The organism is Nonomuraea sp. NPDC050202, from assembly GCF_040656115.1.
Lineage (GTDB): Bacteria > Actinomycetota > Actinomycetes > Streptosporangiales > Streptosporangiaceae > Nonomuraea.
In genome coordinates this window covers 115,613-130,219 of sequence record NZ_JBFALF010000005.1, presented here as the reverse complement: position 1 = coordinate 130,219, position 14,607 = coordinate 115,613, and the positions used below count along the sequence as shown (strand labels likewise).

Genomic DNA, 14,607 nt, shown 5'->3' with positions numbered 1-14,607 from the left:
GCGAGATCGGCTGCGCACGTCAGGAACCACGCCTGTCTGTGATCGCACCGTTATGGGCGCAGGAGCTCGGGGATCTCCTGGGTCGCGTACCACATGAGCTCGTGCGCCTCGGCGCCGTCCACCGTGAACCGAGCGTCGTCGTCGCCCTCGTCGGAGGCCGGCAGCGCGGCGACGGCGGCCTCGATGTCGGGCACCGCGTACTCGTCGTCGATGTGCACCGCGGCCACCTTGGCCAGGGGGATCGGCTCGGCGAGGCGTACTCTGGCACGCTCCTCCAGGTCGACGCCGACCGTGGCGGAGCGCTCCGGCACCTCGGCGGCGACGACCACGCGGCGGGGCGCGGCCGGGGTGCCGCCGGCGCGGTCGGCGGCCAGCATGCGCAGCGAGGCGCGGGCCGCCTCGGTGAGCGCGACGTACTCGAGCTCCTCGGTGTCGCCCGAGGCGTACCACTCGATCAGCGCGGGCGTCACCGCGTAACCGGTCAGCGGAGCCGGGCCCAGCTCCCCGGCCTCGACCGCAGCGGCCAGGGCCGGAAGAGTGCACGGCAGATACACGCGCATGACGAACCTTTCCAACACTCTGCTGTGGGCAGAACCTGCCTCACCAGGCCCCGCCACCTTACTCATAGTGCCTGGTCACGACCGCATCGGCAGGCTACTTGCGCAACGCGAGCCGCAGCACGGTCTCCAGCTCGGCGATGGTCGTCGCAGCGTCGCGGTGGTGGATCCCGGCGATGCCGAGGGCGCGGGCGGCGTCGATGTTGGCCTCGATGTCGTCGACGAACACGCATTCCGCGCCCGCGAGCCCTATCCGGCCGAGCGCGTGCTCGAAGATGCGCGGCTCGGGCTTGCGCATGCCGACCTCGCCGGAGATCACGACCGCGTCGAAGACCTCGTCCCAGTCGTCCCTGGGGTAGGTGTTGGACCAGGAGTTGGACAGCAGGCAGGTCCTGACGCCGTTGCTGCGGACGTCACGCAGCATGTCGTACATGGCCTCGACCCGTTCGAAGCCCGCGAACATGCGCTCCAGCAGCCCCTCGGCCACCGGCGGCACGCCGTCCACGGTCAGCAGCCGGGCGGCGAGGTCGCGCTCGAAGGCGGCCCCGTCGATCTCGCCCCTTTCGAGCGCGTGCACGACGCTCTCACCGTCGCCGCCCCGGTAGGCGTGGTCGATCATCTCGCGCATCACGGTGTAGTAGCGGTCGGCGTCGATCCTGTCGGCCGCGATCCACCGGGCGATGGAGTCGGAGAGGCTGGTCGTGAGCACGCCGCCCCAGTCGATGAGCACACCCGTAACCATCGTTCTAGGGTAGAGCGTCACGGTTGCGACTTTTACCGGAGCCCGCCCCTTAATAGGTGGATACAACCCCAGAAAAAGGGTGCCCGAAATATCCCGTTAAGGTGTCTTTCCAGCGTAAATCGCTACCCAGAAGGGACCGCCGTGCGGACGACGATCCTGATCACCTCCCCTGAAGAGTGGACCGCTCCGGGCTCCGAACTCTTCCAATTTCCCCCCATCATCCCCGGTGGACCGGAATGGTTCACCAAACCGATCCTCATCGTCCTGTTCAGCGCGGTCATCGCCATCGCGCTGTGCTGGGCGGCATTCGCCAAGCCCAAGATCGTGCCAAGGGGCTGGCAGAGCATGGGCGAGTACGCCTACTTCTTCGTACGCGAGCAGATCGCCAAGCCCAGCCTCGGCAAGGACTCCGACCGATGGATGGGCCTGCTCCTGACGATCTTCCTCACCGTGCTCATCTGGAACCTGATGGGCGTCGTCCCGTTCATCCAGTTCCCCGTCGCCGCGCACGTCAACTTCGCGGCGGTGCTGGCGATCTCCGTGTACGTCCTCAAGGTGTACCTCGGCGTGCGCCATCACGGCGTCCGCGGCTACCTGCGGGGCGTGGTGTACCTGGAGGGCCTGCCCGGCTGGGCGTACGCCATCTACGCCCCGCTGATCCTCGCCGAGGTCTTCCTCACCTCGCTGTTCACCCACTTCATCCGCCTGTTCGCGAACATGTTCGCGGGCCACCTCCTCGTGGCCTTCTTCAGCTCGGTGGGCTTCTACTTCCTGTTCCAGCAGCTCACACCGCTCGGCGCGGGCCTCGGCGTGCTCGGCGTGGCCATGACGATCGTGATCACCGCGTTCGAGATGTTCATCATGTTCCTGCAGGCGTTCCTGTTCGCCATGCTCGCCGCGATGTACATCGCCAGCGGGCTGCACGGCTCGCACTGATCCGCTAGGCGCGGGCGGCCAGCTTGCGGTGCTCAGGCGAGCGCAGCACCTCGGCCGCCCGCTCCGCCGAGGCCACGGGCGCCTCGGTCAGCAGCCCCCTGGCCTGCTTGAGCGTCAGCAGCCGGGTGACCGACTGGTCGAGGCGCTCCTTGGAGATCCGGCCCGACTTCACCGCCGCCAGCACCGCGTCGTACGCCTTGGGCAGGTCGTTCGGCATGAGCAGCAGGTCGGCCCCGGCCAGCACGGCCCGCACCGCGATCTCCCCGTCGTCGTACTTCTTGCGCACCCCGCCCATGTTCAGCGCGTCGGTCGAGATCACGCCCTTGAACCCGAGCTTCTCCCTGAGCAGCCCGGTCAGGATGGGCTTGGACAGCGTCGCCGGGTCGCCCGACGGGTCCAGCTTGGGGAAGACGATGTGGGCGCTCATCACCGCGTCCACCCCGGCGTCGATCGCGGCCTTGAACGGCGGCGCGTCGATGCGCTCCCACTCCGACCTGGTGTGCTTGATCACCGGCAGCCCCGTGTGGCTGTCGACGGACGTGTCACCGTGCCCGGGGAAGTGCTTGGCGGTGGCGGCGATCTTCGCCTCGCCGAACCCCTTGACCGCCGCGGCCACCATCCTGGCCACCTTCTGCGGGTCTTTCCCGAAGGCGCGGCGGCCGATGACGGGGTTGCGCGGGTTGACGTTCACGTCGGCGACCGGCGCGAAGTCGAGGTTGACGCCGAGCGCGCGCAGCTCCTCGCCGGTCGCCCTGGCCACCTCCCGCGACAGGTCCGTGTCCTTGGTCGCGCCGATCTCCGCCGCGCCCGGGAAGTCGGTCATGAGCGCGGACATCCGGGACACCAGGCCGTTCTCCTGGTCGGTGCCGATCAGCAGCGGGACCTTCTTCGACGCCCGCTGCATGCCGTTGGTCAGGCCGACGACCTGGCCGGCGCTCCTGACGTTCTGCGGGAACAGGATCACGCCGCCGAGGTGGTACTTCGCGATCACCTTGGCCGGGGTCCGGGCGGCGTACCTGGCCTGGTTCTCGCCGGAGACCGTGTCGGCGGCGGTGCCGTACAGGACGGGCATGAAGAGCTGGCCGACCTTCTCCTCGACGCTCATCCTGCCCAGCACCCGCTGCACGGGGCTCTGCTGCGGGGCCGTGGTCGCCGGGGCGGCCGCCGTGGTCGCGGGCGGGGCCGCCTTGCCTCCGGTCGGCCCCACCTCCGCCGCGCCGTCGCCACCGCCGCACGCGGTGAGCGCGATCACCAGGAGCCCTGTCGTACCGATCCGTCCAAGCATGACTCCAAGGTATCCAGATGACGACCCCGCCCGGGCCGCCTACAACCCCAGACTGTCGAGCCCTGGCAGGTGAGCCTGAGCCGCCGCCTTCGCCTCGGCCGCCGAGGACTGTGACCGCGCCGCGTCGGCCGCCGCCTCGCACTGCTCCATCGTGTGCGCGGCCAGCCCCGCGCGTACGGCGGCCAGCGCCGAGGGCGCCATCGACAACGACGAGGCCCCGAGCCCCACCAGCACGCAGGCCAGGGCCGGGTCGGCGGCGGCCTCGCCGCAGATCCCGCACGGCTTGCCGGCCCGCGCCGCCGCGACGGCCGTGGTGGCGACCAGGTCGAGCAGGGCGGGCTGCCAGGGGTCGTGCATCGCGCTCACGGCGCCGAGCTGGCGGTCGGCGGCGAAGGTGTACTGGCTCAGGTCGTTGGTGCCGATCGAGACGAAGTCGACCATGGCGAGCAGATCGCCGGCCCGCAGCGCGGCGGACGGGATCTCGATCATCACGCCGACCTCCTCCAGCCCCCTGCTGTAGCACTCCCTGGCGAACCAGGCGGCCTCCTCGGCCGTGGCCACCATCGGCGCCATCACGGCGGCCCCGCCGGCCGCGGCCACCGCGCCGAGCTGGACGTCCATCACCTCGGGGAACCGGGCGAACCTCCGCACCCCCCGCTCTCCCAGCGCCGGGTTCGGCTCGGCGGCCGCCTGCAGGAAGGCCAGCGGCTTGTCCGCGCCGCCGTCGAGCGTCCGCACCACCACCTTGCCGCCGGGGAACGCCTCCACCGCCGCCCGGTAGGCACGCTCCTGCTCCTCGGCGGAGGGCGGCTCGGGCCGGTCGAGGAAGAGGAACTCGGTCCGGTACAGGCCGATGCCCTCCGCGCCCGCGGCCACGGCGGCGTCGAGCTCGGCCGGGCCGCCCACGTTGGCCAGCAGCGGGACGGGATGCCCGTCTGCCGTCCCGCCCGGCCCCGTCCACGACGCGAGCGCCGCCTGCCGGGCCGTGGCGGCGCCGACCGCGTCGGCCACGTCGGACTCGGCCGGCTCCACGCGCACGTCGCCGGAGGTGCCGTCCACCATCACCTGCACGCCGGGCGGGATGCGGGTGGCGCCGGGACAGGCCACGACGGCGGGCACGCCCATCGACCTGGCCATGATCGCGGTATGGCTGGTCGGGCCGCCCTCCTCGGTGACGAACGCGACCACGTCGTCCCTGGACAGCAGCGCGGTGTCGGCGGGGGCGAGATCCCTGGCGACCAGCACGTACGGCTCCTCGGGTGCCACCGGCAGCCCCGGCATGGCCTGCCCGGTGAGCAACGCGATCACGCGGTCCCTGATGTCGCCCAGGTCGGCGGCCCGCTCGCCCAGGTATCCGCCGGACCCCTGCAGCACGGTCCGGTACTTCGTGAAGGCCTCGAAGACCGCCCTGGGGGCGGCCAGACCGCGGTCGATCAGCGATCTCACCTTCACGACCAGCCCGGGATCCTCGGCCATCAGCGCCTGGGCCTTGAGGATCTCCTCGGCCTCGCCGCCCGCCTGGTTGCCGCGGGCCTCCAGCTCGCCCGCGACCTGCGTGAGCGCGGCCATCGCGCGCTCCTTCTCCTGCTCCGCCTCACCGGTGTAGGTGGCGCCCTCGGGGGGTTCGGGCACAGAGACGGTCAGCACGTAAGAGGGTCCGTGCCCGATGCCCGGGCTGACCCCCACCCCCCGGAGGTTCATGGCGTGCCGGCTATCTTCGCCAGCTCGTCGAGCACCTCGTCGGAGCCCTCGCCCTCCGCGCTGATCACGACGGACTCGCCCTGGCGGACGTCGAGCGCCATGATCGCGAGAATGCTCTTGCCGTTGACCGGCCCACCGCCGTGGGACTTCGCCACCGTGATGTCCATCGGGGCCAGCTTGGCCCGCTGGACGAACGTCGCCGCGGGACGGGCGTGCAGCCCTACCTCCGCCGCCACGGTGACCTTGCGCTCACCCATCTTGCTGCTCCTCCTTCTCGTGCCGGTCCAGACCGGCCGGCCTTCTCCGTCATCGCGGTAAACACGGACAACCCGTTCATTGTGCCGGGTGAGGCCGACCCCGGGCGAACGGCGCTATCCCCACCTGAAGAGCTCGTCCCCGACGTGCACCGTCCCCTCCGCTACCCCCGTGAGCTCCTCGGAAAGCGCGTCCAGCGCGACGACCGGGCAGACCGGCGAGCGACCGCCCGCCTCGATGGCCGACGGGTCCCAGGCCACCACCGGCTGCCCGGCGCTCACCCTGTCGCCCTCCGCAGCCAGGAGCTGGAACCCCGCCCCCTTGAGCTGGACCGTGTCGATCCCCAGATGCACCAGCACGCCCTTGCCATCGTCCCCCACGATGACGTACGCGTGCGGGTGCAGTTTCATTATCTTTCCCGCTATGGGGGCCACGGCCTTGCCTGGCCCCCGCAGCGGGTCGATCGCCGTTCCCGGCCCGACCATGCCCGCGGAGAACACCGGATCGGGCACGGCCGCCAGCCCCACAGCCGTCCCCTCCATCGGGGCGAGAACAGTCGTCATGGTCTCGCCCTCAGCCGATGACATCCTCGATGTCGCTGGCGATCGTGTCCGCCTCCGGCCCGACGACGACCTGCACCACGTTGCCCGCGGCCATCACGCCGTGCGCGCCCGCCGCCTTGAGCGCCGGCTGGTCGACCTTCGACGCGTCGCGCACCTCCGTACGCAGGCGGGTGATGCAGGGCTCGATGTCGATGATGTTGTCGGCGCCGCCCAGCGCGGCGATGATCGCGTTCACGTCCGCCGCCATCCGGTCCTCCCTAGGATTAGCACTCTGACCAGGCTAGATCAGTCGGTCTGGGTGACCTTGTTCAGGCCCCGCGGCGCGTCGGGGTCGATGCCGAGCCTGCGGGCCAGCGCCTCGGTGAGGAGCTGGCCGGGGATGATCAGGCCCATGGGGGCCAGCCACTCCGGCAGGTCGGGGCCGTTCAGCGCGGCCGTGCCCGCCCGGGCGAGCGCGCCGCCCCCGCCGATCGTGTACGCCGCCGCGCCCGCGGCCACCACCCGCTCGGCCAGCGCGATCGTGCCCTGCAGGGTGGGGCTGTTCTCGGCGGCCACCAGCAGCGCCGGCGTGTCGGCGTCCACCACGGCGATGGGGCCGTGCAGCAGGTCGGCGTACGACAGGCCCATGGCGTGCAGGTAGCAGGCCTCCTTGAGCTTCAGCGCGGTCTCCAGCGCCGTCGAGAACGCCAGCCCGCGCCCGGACACGACCACGCCCTGCTTGTCGGCCAGCCCCTCGACCACGGCCTCGATGTCCCCGGGTTCGGCGATCAGCTTCTCCACGGCCTCGGGCACCCGCTGCAGCTCGTCCACGTCCACGTCGGCGCCCAGCCCGATCGCGAGCACGGCCAGGGCGGCGAGTTGCGTCGTGTACGTCTTGGTCGCCGGGACGGCCTTCTCCTCGCCCGCCACCGTGCACAGGGCCACGTCCGCCGCCTGCGCGAGCGGGCTGTCCTCGCCGCCGTTCGTGACGCCGACGGTGCGCGCCCCGCAGTCCTTCGCCCACGCCAGGGTCTCGACGATCTCCTCGGTCCGCCCGGACTGCGAGATGGCGACGGCCAGCACCCCGTCGAGGTCGAGCTTGCGCTTGTACGTGGTCGCGATCGACGGGGCGGCCAGCGCGGACAGGCGACCGGCGTGCGATTCGACCAGGTAACGCCCGTACACTGCTGCGTTGTCGGAGGTGCCGCGCGCGATGAACAGCAGCTGGCGGGTCTGCTCGCCCATGGCCTTGATCTCGTCGATCTTGGGGAGCAGGGAGTCGAGTGTGGCCCGCAGCGCGGTCGGCTGCTCGGCGATCTCGCTGCGCATCTTGGTGGTCATCTTCGGCTCATCCCTCGGGTCATTGCGGTTCAGACTTGACCGTCTTTCGCGACATGTGGTCTAGTCCGGACTAGACCAGTACGAACCATAGCCCATTGCCCAGGTAGAGACGAGGGGAGGATCCGTGGCGCACATCGATCCGGACAGCCCGGTGCCCAAGTACTTCCAGCTTCGCGAGATCCTGCTGGACCTCATCGACAGCGACGAGCTGAGCATCGGAGCGGCCATCCCGTCCGAGCGCGAGCTCTGCCAGCGCTTCGGCCTGTCCAGGATGACCGTGCGGCAGGCCGTGGACCACCTCGTGTCCGAGGGCCGCCTGCACCGCGTGCCCGGCAAGGGCACGTTCGTCGCCCGGCCGAAGATCGAGCTGGCGCTGCAGCTCACGTCGTTCACCGACGACATGCGGGCGCGGGGCATGATCCCCGGCTCGCGCGACCTGGACCGCCGCATCGTGCGGGCCAGCGCGCACCTGGCCAAGGAGCTGGGGATCCAGCCGGGCGAGGAGGTGCACTTCATCGAGCGCCTGCGTACGGCCGACGGCGAGCCGCTGTCCATCGAACGGGCCCACATCCCGGTCAAGCTCGCCCCGGACCTGGCCGACCACGACCTGTCGGACAGATCGCTGTACGAGCTGCTGGAACGGCGCTACGGGCTCGTCATGGACGCCGGCGAGCTCACCATCGACGGCGGCATCGCCGACCCGAGCGACGCCGACCTGCTGAAGCTCCCCCGTGGCGGGGCCGTGCTGCTGCTGCAGCGCCGGTCGTTCTCCGGCGGGGTCTGCGCGGAGCTCGGCGTGTCCACCTACCGCGCCGACCGCTACCAGCTCCGCACCATCCTCGAAATGCCCTCCAGACGCGGCTGAGCCGTGTCCCGACGCCCGCCGGGCACGGCCGAGCCTCGCCCGTGGGGCGTCCCCCATGACTCCTGGCACTTCCTGCAGGCCCCGGAGGAACGCCCGGTGAACCAGACGTGAACGACACCTCCGCCGCCGCCCGGCCCTCGCCGCTCGCCCGCGTGATGACCGTGCTCCAGCGGCTGGGCCGCTCCCTCATGCTGCCCATCGCCGCCCTGCCCGCCGCCGCCCTGCTGCAGCGCTTCGGCCAGCCCGACATGCTCGGCTCCAACGGCGTCGAGCCGGGCGGCCTGGCCGACGTCGCCGGGATGGCCTGGATGAACGAGGTCGCCCACGTGCTGGCCGCCGCCGGGGCGGCCCTGTTCGACAACCTGCCGCTGCTGTTCGCCGTGGGGGTGGCGATCGGCTTCGCCCGCAAGTCCGACGGCTCCACCGCGCTGGCCGCCGTGGTCGGCTACCTCGTCTTCGACCGGGTGACCAAGGCCATGTTCTTCGGCTCGGACATCAGGGACACCGTCGCCGTCAAGGTGGTCGAGACCCAGGGCATCAAGGAGATCGTCGACAACGGCATCCAGAACCCCACCAGCGTGCTCGGCGGCATCGTCATCGGCCTGGTCGCCGCGCTCCTGTGGCAGCGCTTCCACCGCATCAAGCTGCCGTCCTGGCTGGCCTTCTTCGGCGGCAGACGCTTCGTGCCCATCATCACCTCCATCGTGGCCCTGCTCATGGGCGTGGCCTTCGGCTGGCTGTGGCCGGTCATCGGCGAGTGGATCCGGCACGCCGGCGAGGCCCTGGCCGCCATCGGCCCGATCGGCACCGGCATCTACGGCCTGATCAACCGCCTGCTCATCCCCCTCGGCCTGCACCACTTCGTCAACTCCGTGGTCTGGTACGTGGTGCCGCAGTGCGAGGTCGGCGGCCAGGTGCTGGGCGGGGACTGGAACTGCTACTTCGGCGGCGCCCCGTACTCCGGCCAGTTCATGGCCGGGTTCTTCCCCGTCATGATGTTCGCCCTGCCCGCCGCCGCCCTGGCCATGTGGCGCGCCGCCCCCGCGCACCGGCGGGCCACCGTGGGCGGGATCATGCTCTCGGCGGCGCTGGCCTCGTTCGTCACGGGCATCACGGAGCCGATCGAGTTCGCCTTCATCTTCGTCGCGCCGCTGCTGCTGGTCGTCCACGCGATCCTGACGGGCCTGGCGATGGCGCTGACCACGCTGATCGGCGGCCAGCTCGGCTTCGGCTTCTCCGCCGGCCTGCTCGACCTGCTGCTGAACGCCAGCAAGTCGAACACCGAGAACTTACCCGGCATCCTGATCCTGGGCCTGATCTACGGCCTGGTCTACTACGCCGTGTTCACGTTCCTGATCCGCAGGCTCGACATCATGACGCCCGGCCGGGAGCCCGAGCCCGACCTCGACTCGGGCGAGACCGAGCACGGTTCGGGGAGATCCACCACGGGGTAGTAACCGACCGGACCCCCGCGTCGACGCTCACGTGGGGGTGACCACGACCATGCAGGGCCAGGCCCCGCCGCCGTCCCGGCTGTCGTCGGCCTTCTCCGTGCTGCAGCGCATCGGCCGCTCCCTCATGATGCCCATCGCGGTGCTCCCCGCCGCCGGGCTCCTCTACCGCTTCGGCCAGGACGACCTGCTCGGCGCGCGCGGCCTCGGCGGCGCGCTCCCCTGGCTCCTCCCGGTGGCCAAGGTCATGGCGGCGGCCGGCGCCGCCCTGTTCGACAACCTCCCGCTGCTGTTCGCCGTGGGGGTGGCGATTGGCTTCGCCCGCAAGTCCGACGGCTCCACCGCGCTGGCGGCCCTGGTCGGCTACCTCGTCTTCGACCACGTGACCAAGACGCTCTTCTTCGACGCCGGGCACGGCGCCGTCCACGACAAGGTCTCGGTGACCCTCCAGAACGGCACCCCCGCGCTCGACCTGGGCGCCCCGAACCCCACCGGCGTGCTCGGCGGCATCCTCATCGGCCTCACGGCCGCCCTCCTCTGGCAACGCTTCCACCGCGTCAAGCTGCCCTCCTGGCTGGCCTTCTTCGGCGGGCGCCGCTCGGTGCCCATCATCACCGCCGTGGCCGCCCTGCTCCTGGGCGTGCTGTTCGGCCTCCTGTGGCGCCCGGTCGGCGACTGGCTGGCGCAGGCGGGCGACTGGCTCTCCGCCCACGGCACGGCGGGGACCGGCATCTACGGCGTGGCCAACCGCCTGCTCATCCCGCTCGGCCTGCACCACGTGCTCAACACCATCGTCTGGTTCACGGTCCCCGAGTGCCGGGCGGGCGTGAACGGCGCCACCCGGGACGCGGCGGGCGACCTGAACTGCTACTTCGCCGGGGAGCAGGGCGCGGGCATCTTCATGACCGGCTTCTTCCCCGTGATGATGTTCGGCCTGCTGGGGGCCGCGCTGGCGATGTGGCGCGCCGCCCCGCCCGAGCGCAGGAAGCCGGTCGGCGGCATCATGCTGTCGGCCGGCCTGACGGCCTTCATCACGGGCATCACGGAGCCGCTGGAGTTCGCCTTCATCTTCGTCGCCCCCGCCCTCTTCGCCGCCCACGCCCTCCTGACCGGCCTGTCCATGGCCCTGATGGCCGAGCTCGGGGCCCGCCTGGGCTTCACGTTCTCCGGCGGCGCCATCGACCTGCTGCTGAACGCCAGCAAGTCCAACACGCACGACCTCGGCCTGATCATCGGGTTCGGCCTGGCGTACCTGCTGATCTACTACGCCCTGTTCACGCTGCTCATCCGTCGGCTCGACCTGCCCACCCCCGGCCGGGAGCCCTAAACCCGCCACTCACCCATCCCAAAAGGCCGGAGCGCTCCAGCTTCCGCAAAATTTCCGCCGCAATACCGGACGAACTTCCGCCGCGGACGCACAAGTTGGCGCTTTCTGTATTCCTCAGCCGGGCCGAAAACTCCCTTTTATCGACTCTTTCTTCCATGCAGAGAATCGGAGCAGCCCATGGCCCACGACATCGACGGCGCGCTGGCCCTGACGACCCCCATGACCTGGGGCCCGCCGGGCGCTCAACCGGACGAGCGCAAGCTGCGCCACCTGACCCAGGCCCTGGCGGAGGTGCTGGCCGGTCGCCGCCCGCCGCAGGTCCTGGCCGACCGGCTCACCGAGCGGGCCTACAAGGAGCTGGTACGGGCGGGCCAGATGATCCACGCCGACCGCCCGCCCTTCACCGGAAGCGTCCATATGAAGCAACCACGCGACGGCGCCGTGGAAATGTGCGCGCTCGTCCATTGCGGCGACCGCAACCACGTCCTCGCCCTGCGCCTGGAACGACATGGCAACCAGTGGCTGTGCACCGAATTCGAAACGGCCTAGGCGTGGGGACCCGACGAAAAGGCAGGCCCCCACCTCCGCAGGAAGTGGGGGCCCAGGAATGACGGGTCAGGCGGCGTTCTTCGGGTCTCCGTGGCAGCGCTTGTACTTCTTGCCCGACCCGCACGGGCAGGGCGCGTTACGCTCCACGTTGCCGTACGCCGCCCGCTCCTCCTGAGTCGTGCGGACGCGGACGTGCTCGACGTCGCCCTGCTCGCCGGGGGCGGAGTACTCCAGCTCGGCCGGCCGCTCGGGGCCGCGCAGCCCGCGCGCGATGATCGAGCGGGTCTCCGCGATGGCCGCGTCCTCCTCCTCGACGATCGGGTTCTCCTGCACCTCGACCTCGAGGTTGAACAGGAAGCCGACGGAGTCCTCCTTGATGCCTTCCAGCATCGCGGCGAACATCTCGAAGCCCTCGCGGGCGTACTCGATCTTGGGGTCCTTCTGTGCGTAGGCCCGCATGCCGATGCCCTCGCGCAGGTAGTCCATCTCGTAGAGGTGCTCGCGCCACTTGCGGTCGAGCACGGAGAGGATCACGCGGCGCTCCAGGTCGCGCATGGTCTCCGGGCCGAACTCCTCCTCGCGCCGGTCGTAGGCGGCCAGCGCGTCGGCCTTGACCTTCTCGCTGATGAGCTCGGCGGTCAGCTCCTCGCGGCCGCCGGCCTCCTCGATGAGGTCCTCGGCCCGGACGGAGACCGGGTAGAGCTCCCCGAACGCCTTCCACAGCTTGTCGAGGTCCCACTCCTCGGCGAAGCCCTCGGCCGTGGCGCCCTGGACGTAGCCGTCGATCACTTCGCCGATGAAGCCGCGCACCTGCTCGTGCAGGTCGGCGCCCTCCAGCACGCGGTGGCGCTCGGCATAGATGACCTTGCGCTGGCGGTCCATCACCTCGTCGTACTTCAGAACTTCCTTGCGGATCTCGAAGTTCTGCTGCTCGACCTGGTGCTGGGCGGAGGCGATGGCCTTGGAGACGATGCCGGACTCGATCGGCTGGTCGTCGGGGATCTGCAGCCTGGTCATGATCATCTCGACCCTGGCCGAGTTGAACAGGCGCATCAGGTCGTCGCCGAGCGACAGGTAGAAGCGCGACTCGCCGGGGTCGCCCTGACGGCCGGAACGGCCGCGCAGCTGGTTGTCGATGCGGCGCGACTCGTGCCGCTCGGTGCCCAGGACGTACAGGCCGCCCAGCTCGGTGACCTCGTCGTGCTCGGCCTTGACCGCCGCCCTGGCCTTCTCCAGCGCCTCGGGGTAGGCCTTCTCGTACTCCTCCGGCGTCTCGACCGGGTCGAGGCCGCGCTGGCGCAGCTCCAGGTCGGCGCGGAACTCGGAGTTGCCGCCGAGCATGATGTCGGTGCCTCGACCGGCCATGTTGGTGGCGACGGTGACGGCGCCCTTGCGGCCCGCCTCGGCGATGATCGACGCCTCACGCGCGTGGTTCTTCGCGTTGAGCACCTCGTGCGGCACGCCGCGCCGCTTGAGCGCCTTCGACAGCCGCTCGGACTTCTCCACCGACGTGGTGCCGACGAGCACCGGCTGGCCGGCCTCGTAGCGCTCCTTGATGTCCTGCACCACCGCGTCGAACTTGGCGTCCTCGGTCTTGTAGACCACGTCCGGCTGGTCCTTGCGGATCATCGGGCGGTTGGTGGGGATCGGGACGACGCCCAGCTTGTACGTCTGGTGGAACTCGTTGGCCTCCGTGGCGGCCGTACCGGTCATGCCGGCCAGCTTGTTGTAGAGGCGGAAGTAGTTCTGCAGGGTGACCGTGGCGAGAGTCTGGTTCTCGTCCTTGATCTTCACGCCCTCTTTGGCCTCGATGGCCTGGTGCATGCCCTCGTTGTAGCGGCGGCCGTGCAGGATGCGGCCGGTGAACTCGTCGACGATCAGGACCTCGCCGTCGGCGACGATGTAGTCCTTGTCCTTCTTGAACAGCTCCTTGGCCTTGAGCGCGTTGTTCAGGAAGCCGACGAGGTGGGTGTGCTCCGGCTTGTACAGGTTGTCGATGCCGAGCCAGTCCTCGACCTTCTCGACGCCGGCCTCCAGGATGCCGACCGTGCGCTTCTTCTCGTCGACGATGTAGTCGCCGGTGCTCTCCTCGCCCGGGTTCTTCGCCTCGACGCCCCTGCGCAGACGGGGGACGATCTTGGCGAACTCCTGGTACCACTTGCCCGACTGCTCGCCGGGACCGGAGATGATCAGCGGCGTACGGGCCTCGTCGATCAGGATCGAGTCGACCTCGTCGACGATCGCGAAGAAGTGACCGCGCTGCACGCACTCATCGAGCGACCACGCCATGTTGTCGCGCAGGTAGTCGAAGCCGAACTCGTTGTTCGTGCCGTACGTGATGTCGGCCTCGTACTGCTTGCGGCGCTCGTCGGGCTGCTGGCCGGAGATGATGCAGCCGACCTCCATGCCGAGGAAGCGGTGGACGCGCCCCATGGTCTCGGCGTCACGCTTGGCCAGGTAGTCGTTGACCGTGATGACGTGGACGCCCTTGCCGGCGATGGCGTTGAGATAGGACGGCAACGTACAGGTCAGCGTCTTGCCCTCACCGGTCTTCATCTCGGAGATGTTGCCCAGGTGAAGGTTGGCGCCGCCCATGATCTGCACGTCGTAGGGCCGCTGGCCGAGCACGCGGCGGGCCGCCTCGCGCACGGTCGCGAACGCCTCGGGAAGCAGATCGTCAAGGCTTTCGCCGTCGGCATAGCGCTGCTTGAACTCGTCCGTCAGCGCACGCAACTCCGCGTCGGACAGGCTCGTGAAGTCGTCCTCGATGGAGTTGACCTGGTCTGCGATCCGCTTGAGCTTGCGCAGGATCTTGCCTTCGCCGGCACGTAGGATCTTGTCGAGAATGGCTGCCACTTTATGTAAAGCTCCTCGCAGGTCTACCCCGGCGGCGCCGCCAGGAGGAGAGGCCGAGACAAACTTCCCCGTTAGCCATCGTAGGCGGTTCCGCAACCAGACACAGCCACCGTGACGACGAGGGCGCAGAACTCGTCTGGGAGAATGGGGACAAGGCAGAGGGTATGCCGGTGGAGAGCCGGCTCGCACCAATAGCGGGA

Annotated in this window: 14 protein-coding genes; 5 read left to right on the top strand and 9 right to left on the bottom strand. The window is 70.0% G+C overall.

The window, feature by feature from the left end; genetic code table 11:
• Positions 1–50 precede the first annotated feature (50 nt).
• Together AB0I79_RS17140 and AB0I79_RS17135 are read right to left on the bottom strand one after the other, a co-directional pair.
• Positions 51–560 carry a hypothetical protein gene (locus AB0I79_RS17140; protein ID WP_357873365.1) on the bottom strand — a complete coding sequence of 170 codons (510 nt, stop codon included), beginning with the start codon at positions 558–560 and terminating at the stop codon, positions 51–53.
• Positions 561–654: 94 nt separating this feature from the next.
• Complete coding sequence (locus AB0I79_RS17135; protein ID WP_357873363.1) at positions 655–1,299, bottom strand: HAD family phosphatase; 645 nt, start codon at positions 1,297–1,299, stop codon at positions 655–657.
• A gap of 141 nt (positions 1,300–1,440) precedes the next feature.
• Between AB0I79_RS17135 and atpB the strand changes: the two genes are divergently transcribed.
• The gene (atpB, locus tag AB0I79_RS17130; protein ID WP_357873361.1) at positions 1,441–2,235 is read left to right on the top strand and encodes a F0F1 ATP synthase subunit A; all 795 of its coding nucleotides are present in this window, start codon (positions 1,441–1,443) and stop codon (positions 2,233–2,235) included.
• A gap of 4 nt (positions 2,236–2,239) precedes the next feature.
• Here atpB and nagZ read toward each other — a convergent pair whose 3' ends face one another.
• The 6 genes from nagZ to AB0I79_RS17100 all read right to left on the bottom strand — a co-directional run bounded on the left by nagZ (position 2,240) and on the right by AB0I79_RS17100 (position 7,359).
• On the bottom strand, positions 2,240–3,520 hold the full coding sequence (nagZ, locus tag AB0I79_RS17125) for a beta-N-acetylhexosaminidase (RefSeq protein ID WP_357873358.1): 1,281 nt from the start codon (positions 3,518–3,520) through the stop codon (positions 2,240–2,242).
• Between the two features lie 39 nt (positions 3,521–3,559).
• Positions 3,560–5,221, bottom strand: a complete 1,662-nt coding sequence (ptsP, locus tag AB0I79_RS17120; RefSeq protein WP_357873355.1) for a phosphoenolpyruvate--protein phosphotransferase — start codon at positions 5,219–5,221, stop codon at positions 3,560–3,562.
• Positions 5,218–5,478 carry an HPr family phosphocarrier protein gene (locus tag AB0I79_RS17115; protein WP_357873352.1) on the bottom strand — a complete coding sequence of 87 codons (261 nt, stop codon included), beginning with the start codon at positions 5,476–5,478 and terminating at the stop codon, positions 5,218–5,220. Before AB0I79_RS17115 ends, ptsP begins: the two co-directional genes overlap by 4 nt.
• 114 nt (positions 5,479–5,592) lie before the next feature.
• Positions 5,593–6,039 carry a PTS glucose transporter subunit IIA gene (locus AB0I79_RS17110; protein ID WP_357873349.1) on the bottom strand — a complete coding sequence of 149 codons (447 nt, stop codon included), beginning with the start codon at positions 6,037–6,039 and terminating at the stop codon, positions 5,593–5,595.
• 10 nt (positions 6,040–6,049) lie between these two features.
• Positions 6,050–6,286 (bottom strand): PTS glucose/sucrose transporter subunit IIB, encoded by a 237-nt coding sequence (locus tag AB0I79_RS17105; RefSeq protein WP_344491617.1) that lies wholly within the window; start codon positions 6,284–6,286, stop codon positions 6,050–6,052.
• Positions 6,287–6,324: 38 nt separating this feature from the next.
• Entirely contained in the window at positions 6,325–7,359 is a 1,035-nt protein-coding gene (locus tag AB0I79_RS17100; RefSeq protein WP_357873345.1) for an SIS domain-containing protein, read from the bottom strand.
• Between the two features lie 124 nt (positions 7,360–7,483).
• Between AB0I79_RS17100 and AB0I79_RS17095 the strand changes: the two genes are divergently transcribed.
• From AB0I79_RS17095 to AB0I79_RS17080, 4 genes are all read left to right on the top strand, one after another.
• Complete coding sequence (locus AB0I79_RS17095; RefSeq protein ID WP_357873342.1) at positions 7,484–8,224, top strand: GntR family transcriptional regulator; 741 nt, start codon at positions 7,484–7,486, stop codon at positions 8,222–8,224.
• 107 nt (positions 8,225–8,331) lie between these two features.
• On the top strand, positions 8,332–9,678 hold the full coding sequence (locus tag AB0I79_RS17090) for a PTS transporter subunit EIIC (protein WP_357873339.1): 1,347 nt from the start codon (positions 8,332–8,334) through the stop codon (positions 9,676–9,678).
• Between the two features lie 49 nt (positions 9,679–9,727).
• Positions 9,728–11,002: a PTS transporter subunit EIIC gene (locus AB0I79_RS17085; RefSeq protein ID WP_357874266.1), complete on the top strand. Its 1,275-nt coding sequence runs from the start codon at positions 9,728–9,730 to the stop codon at positions 11,000–11,002.
• Positions 11,003–11,179: 177 nt separating this feature from the next.
• Complete coding sequence (locus AB0I79_RS17080; RefSeq protein WP_357873335.1) at positions 11,180–11,551, top strand: Rv3235 family protein; 372 nt, start codon at positions 11,180–11,182, stop codon at positions 11,549–11,551.
• 66 nt (positions 11,552–11,617) lie between these two features.
• Here AB0I79_RS17080 and secA read toward each other — a convergent pair whose 3' ends face one another.
• Positions 11,618–14,407 carry a preprotein translocase subunit SecA gene (gene secA / locus AB0I79_RS17075; protein ID WP_357873332.1) on the bottom strand — a complete coding sequence of 930 codons (2,790 nt, stop codon included), beginning with the start codon at positions 14,405–14,407 and terminating at the stop codon, positions 11,618–11,620.
• Between the last annotated feature and the right edge of the window lie 200 nt (positions 14,408–14,607).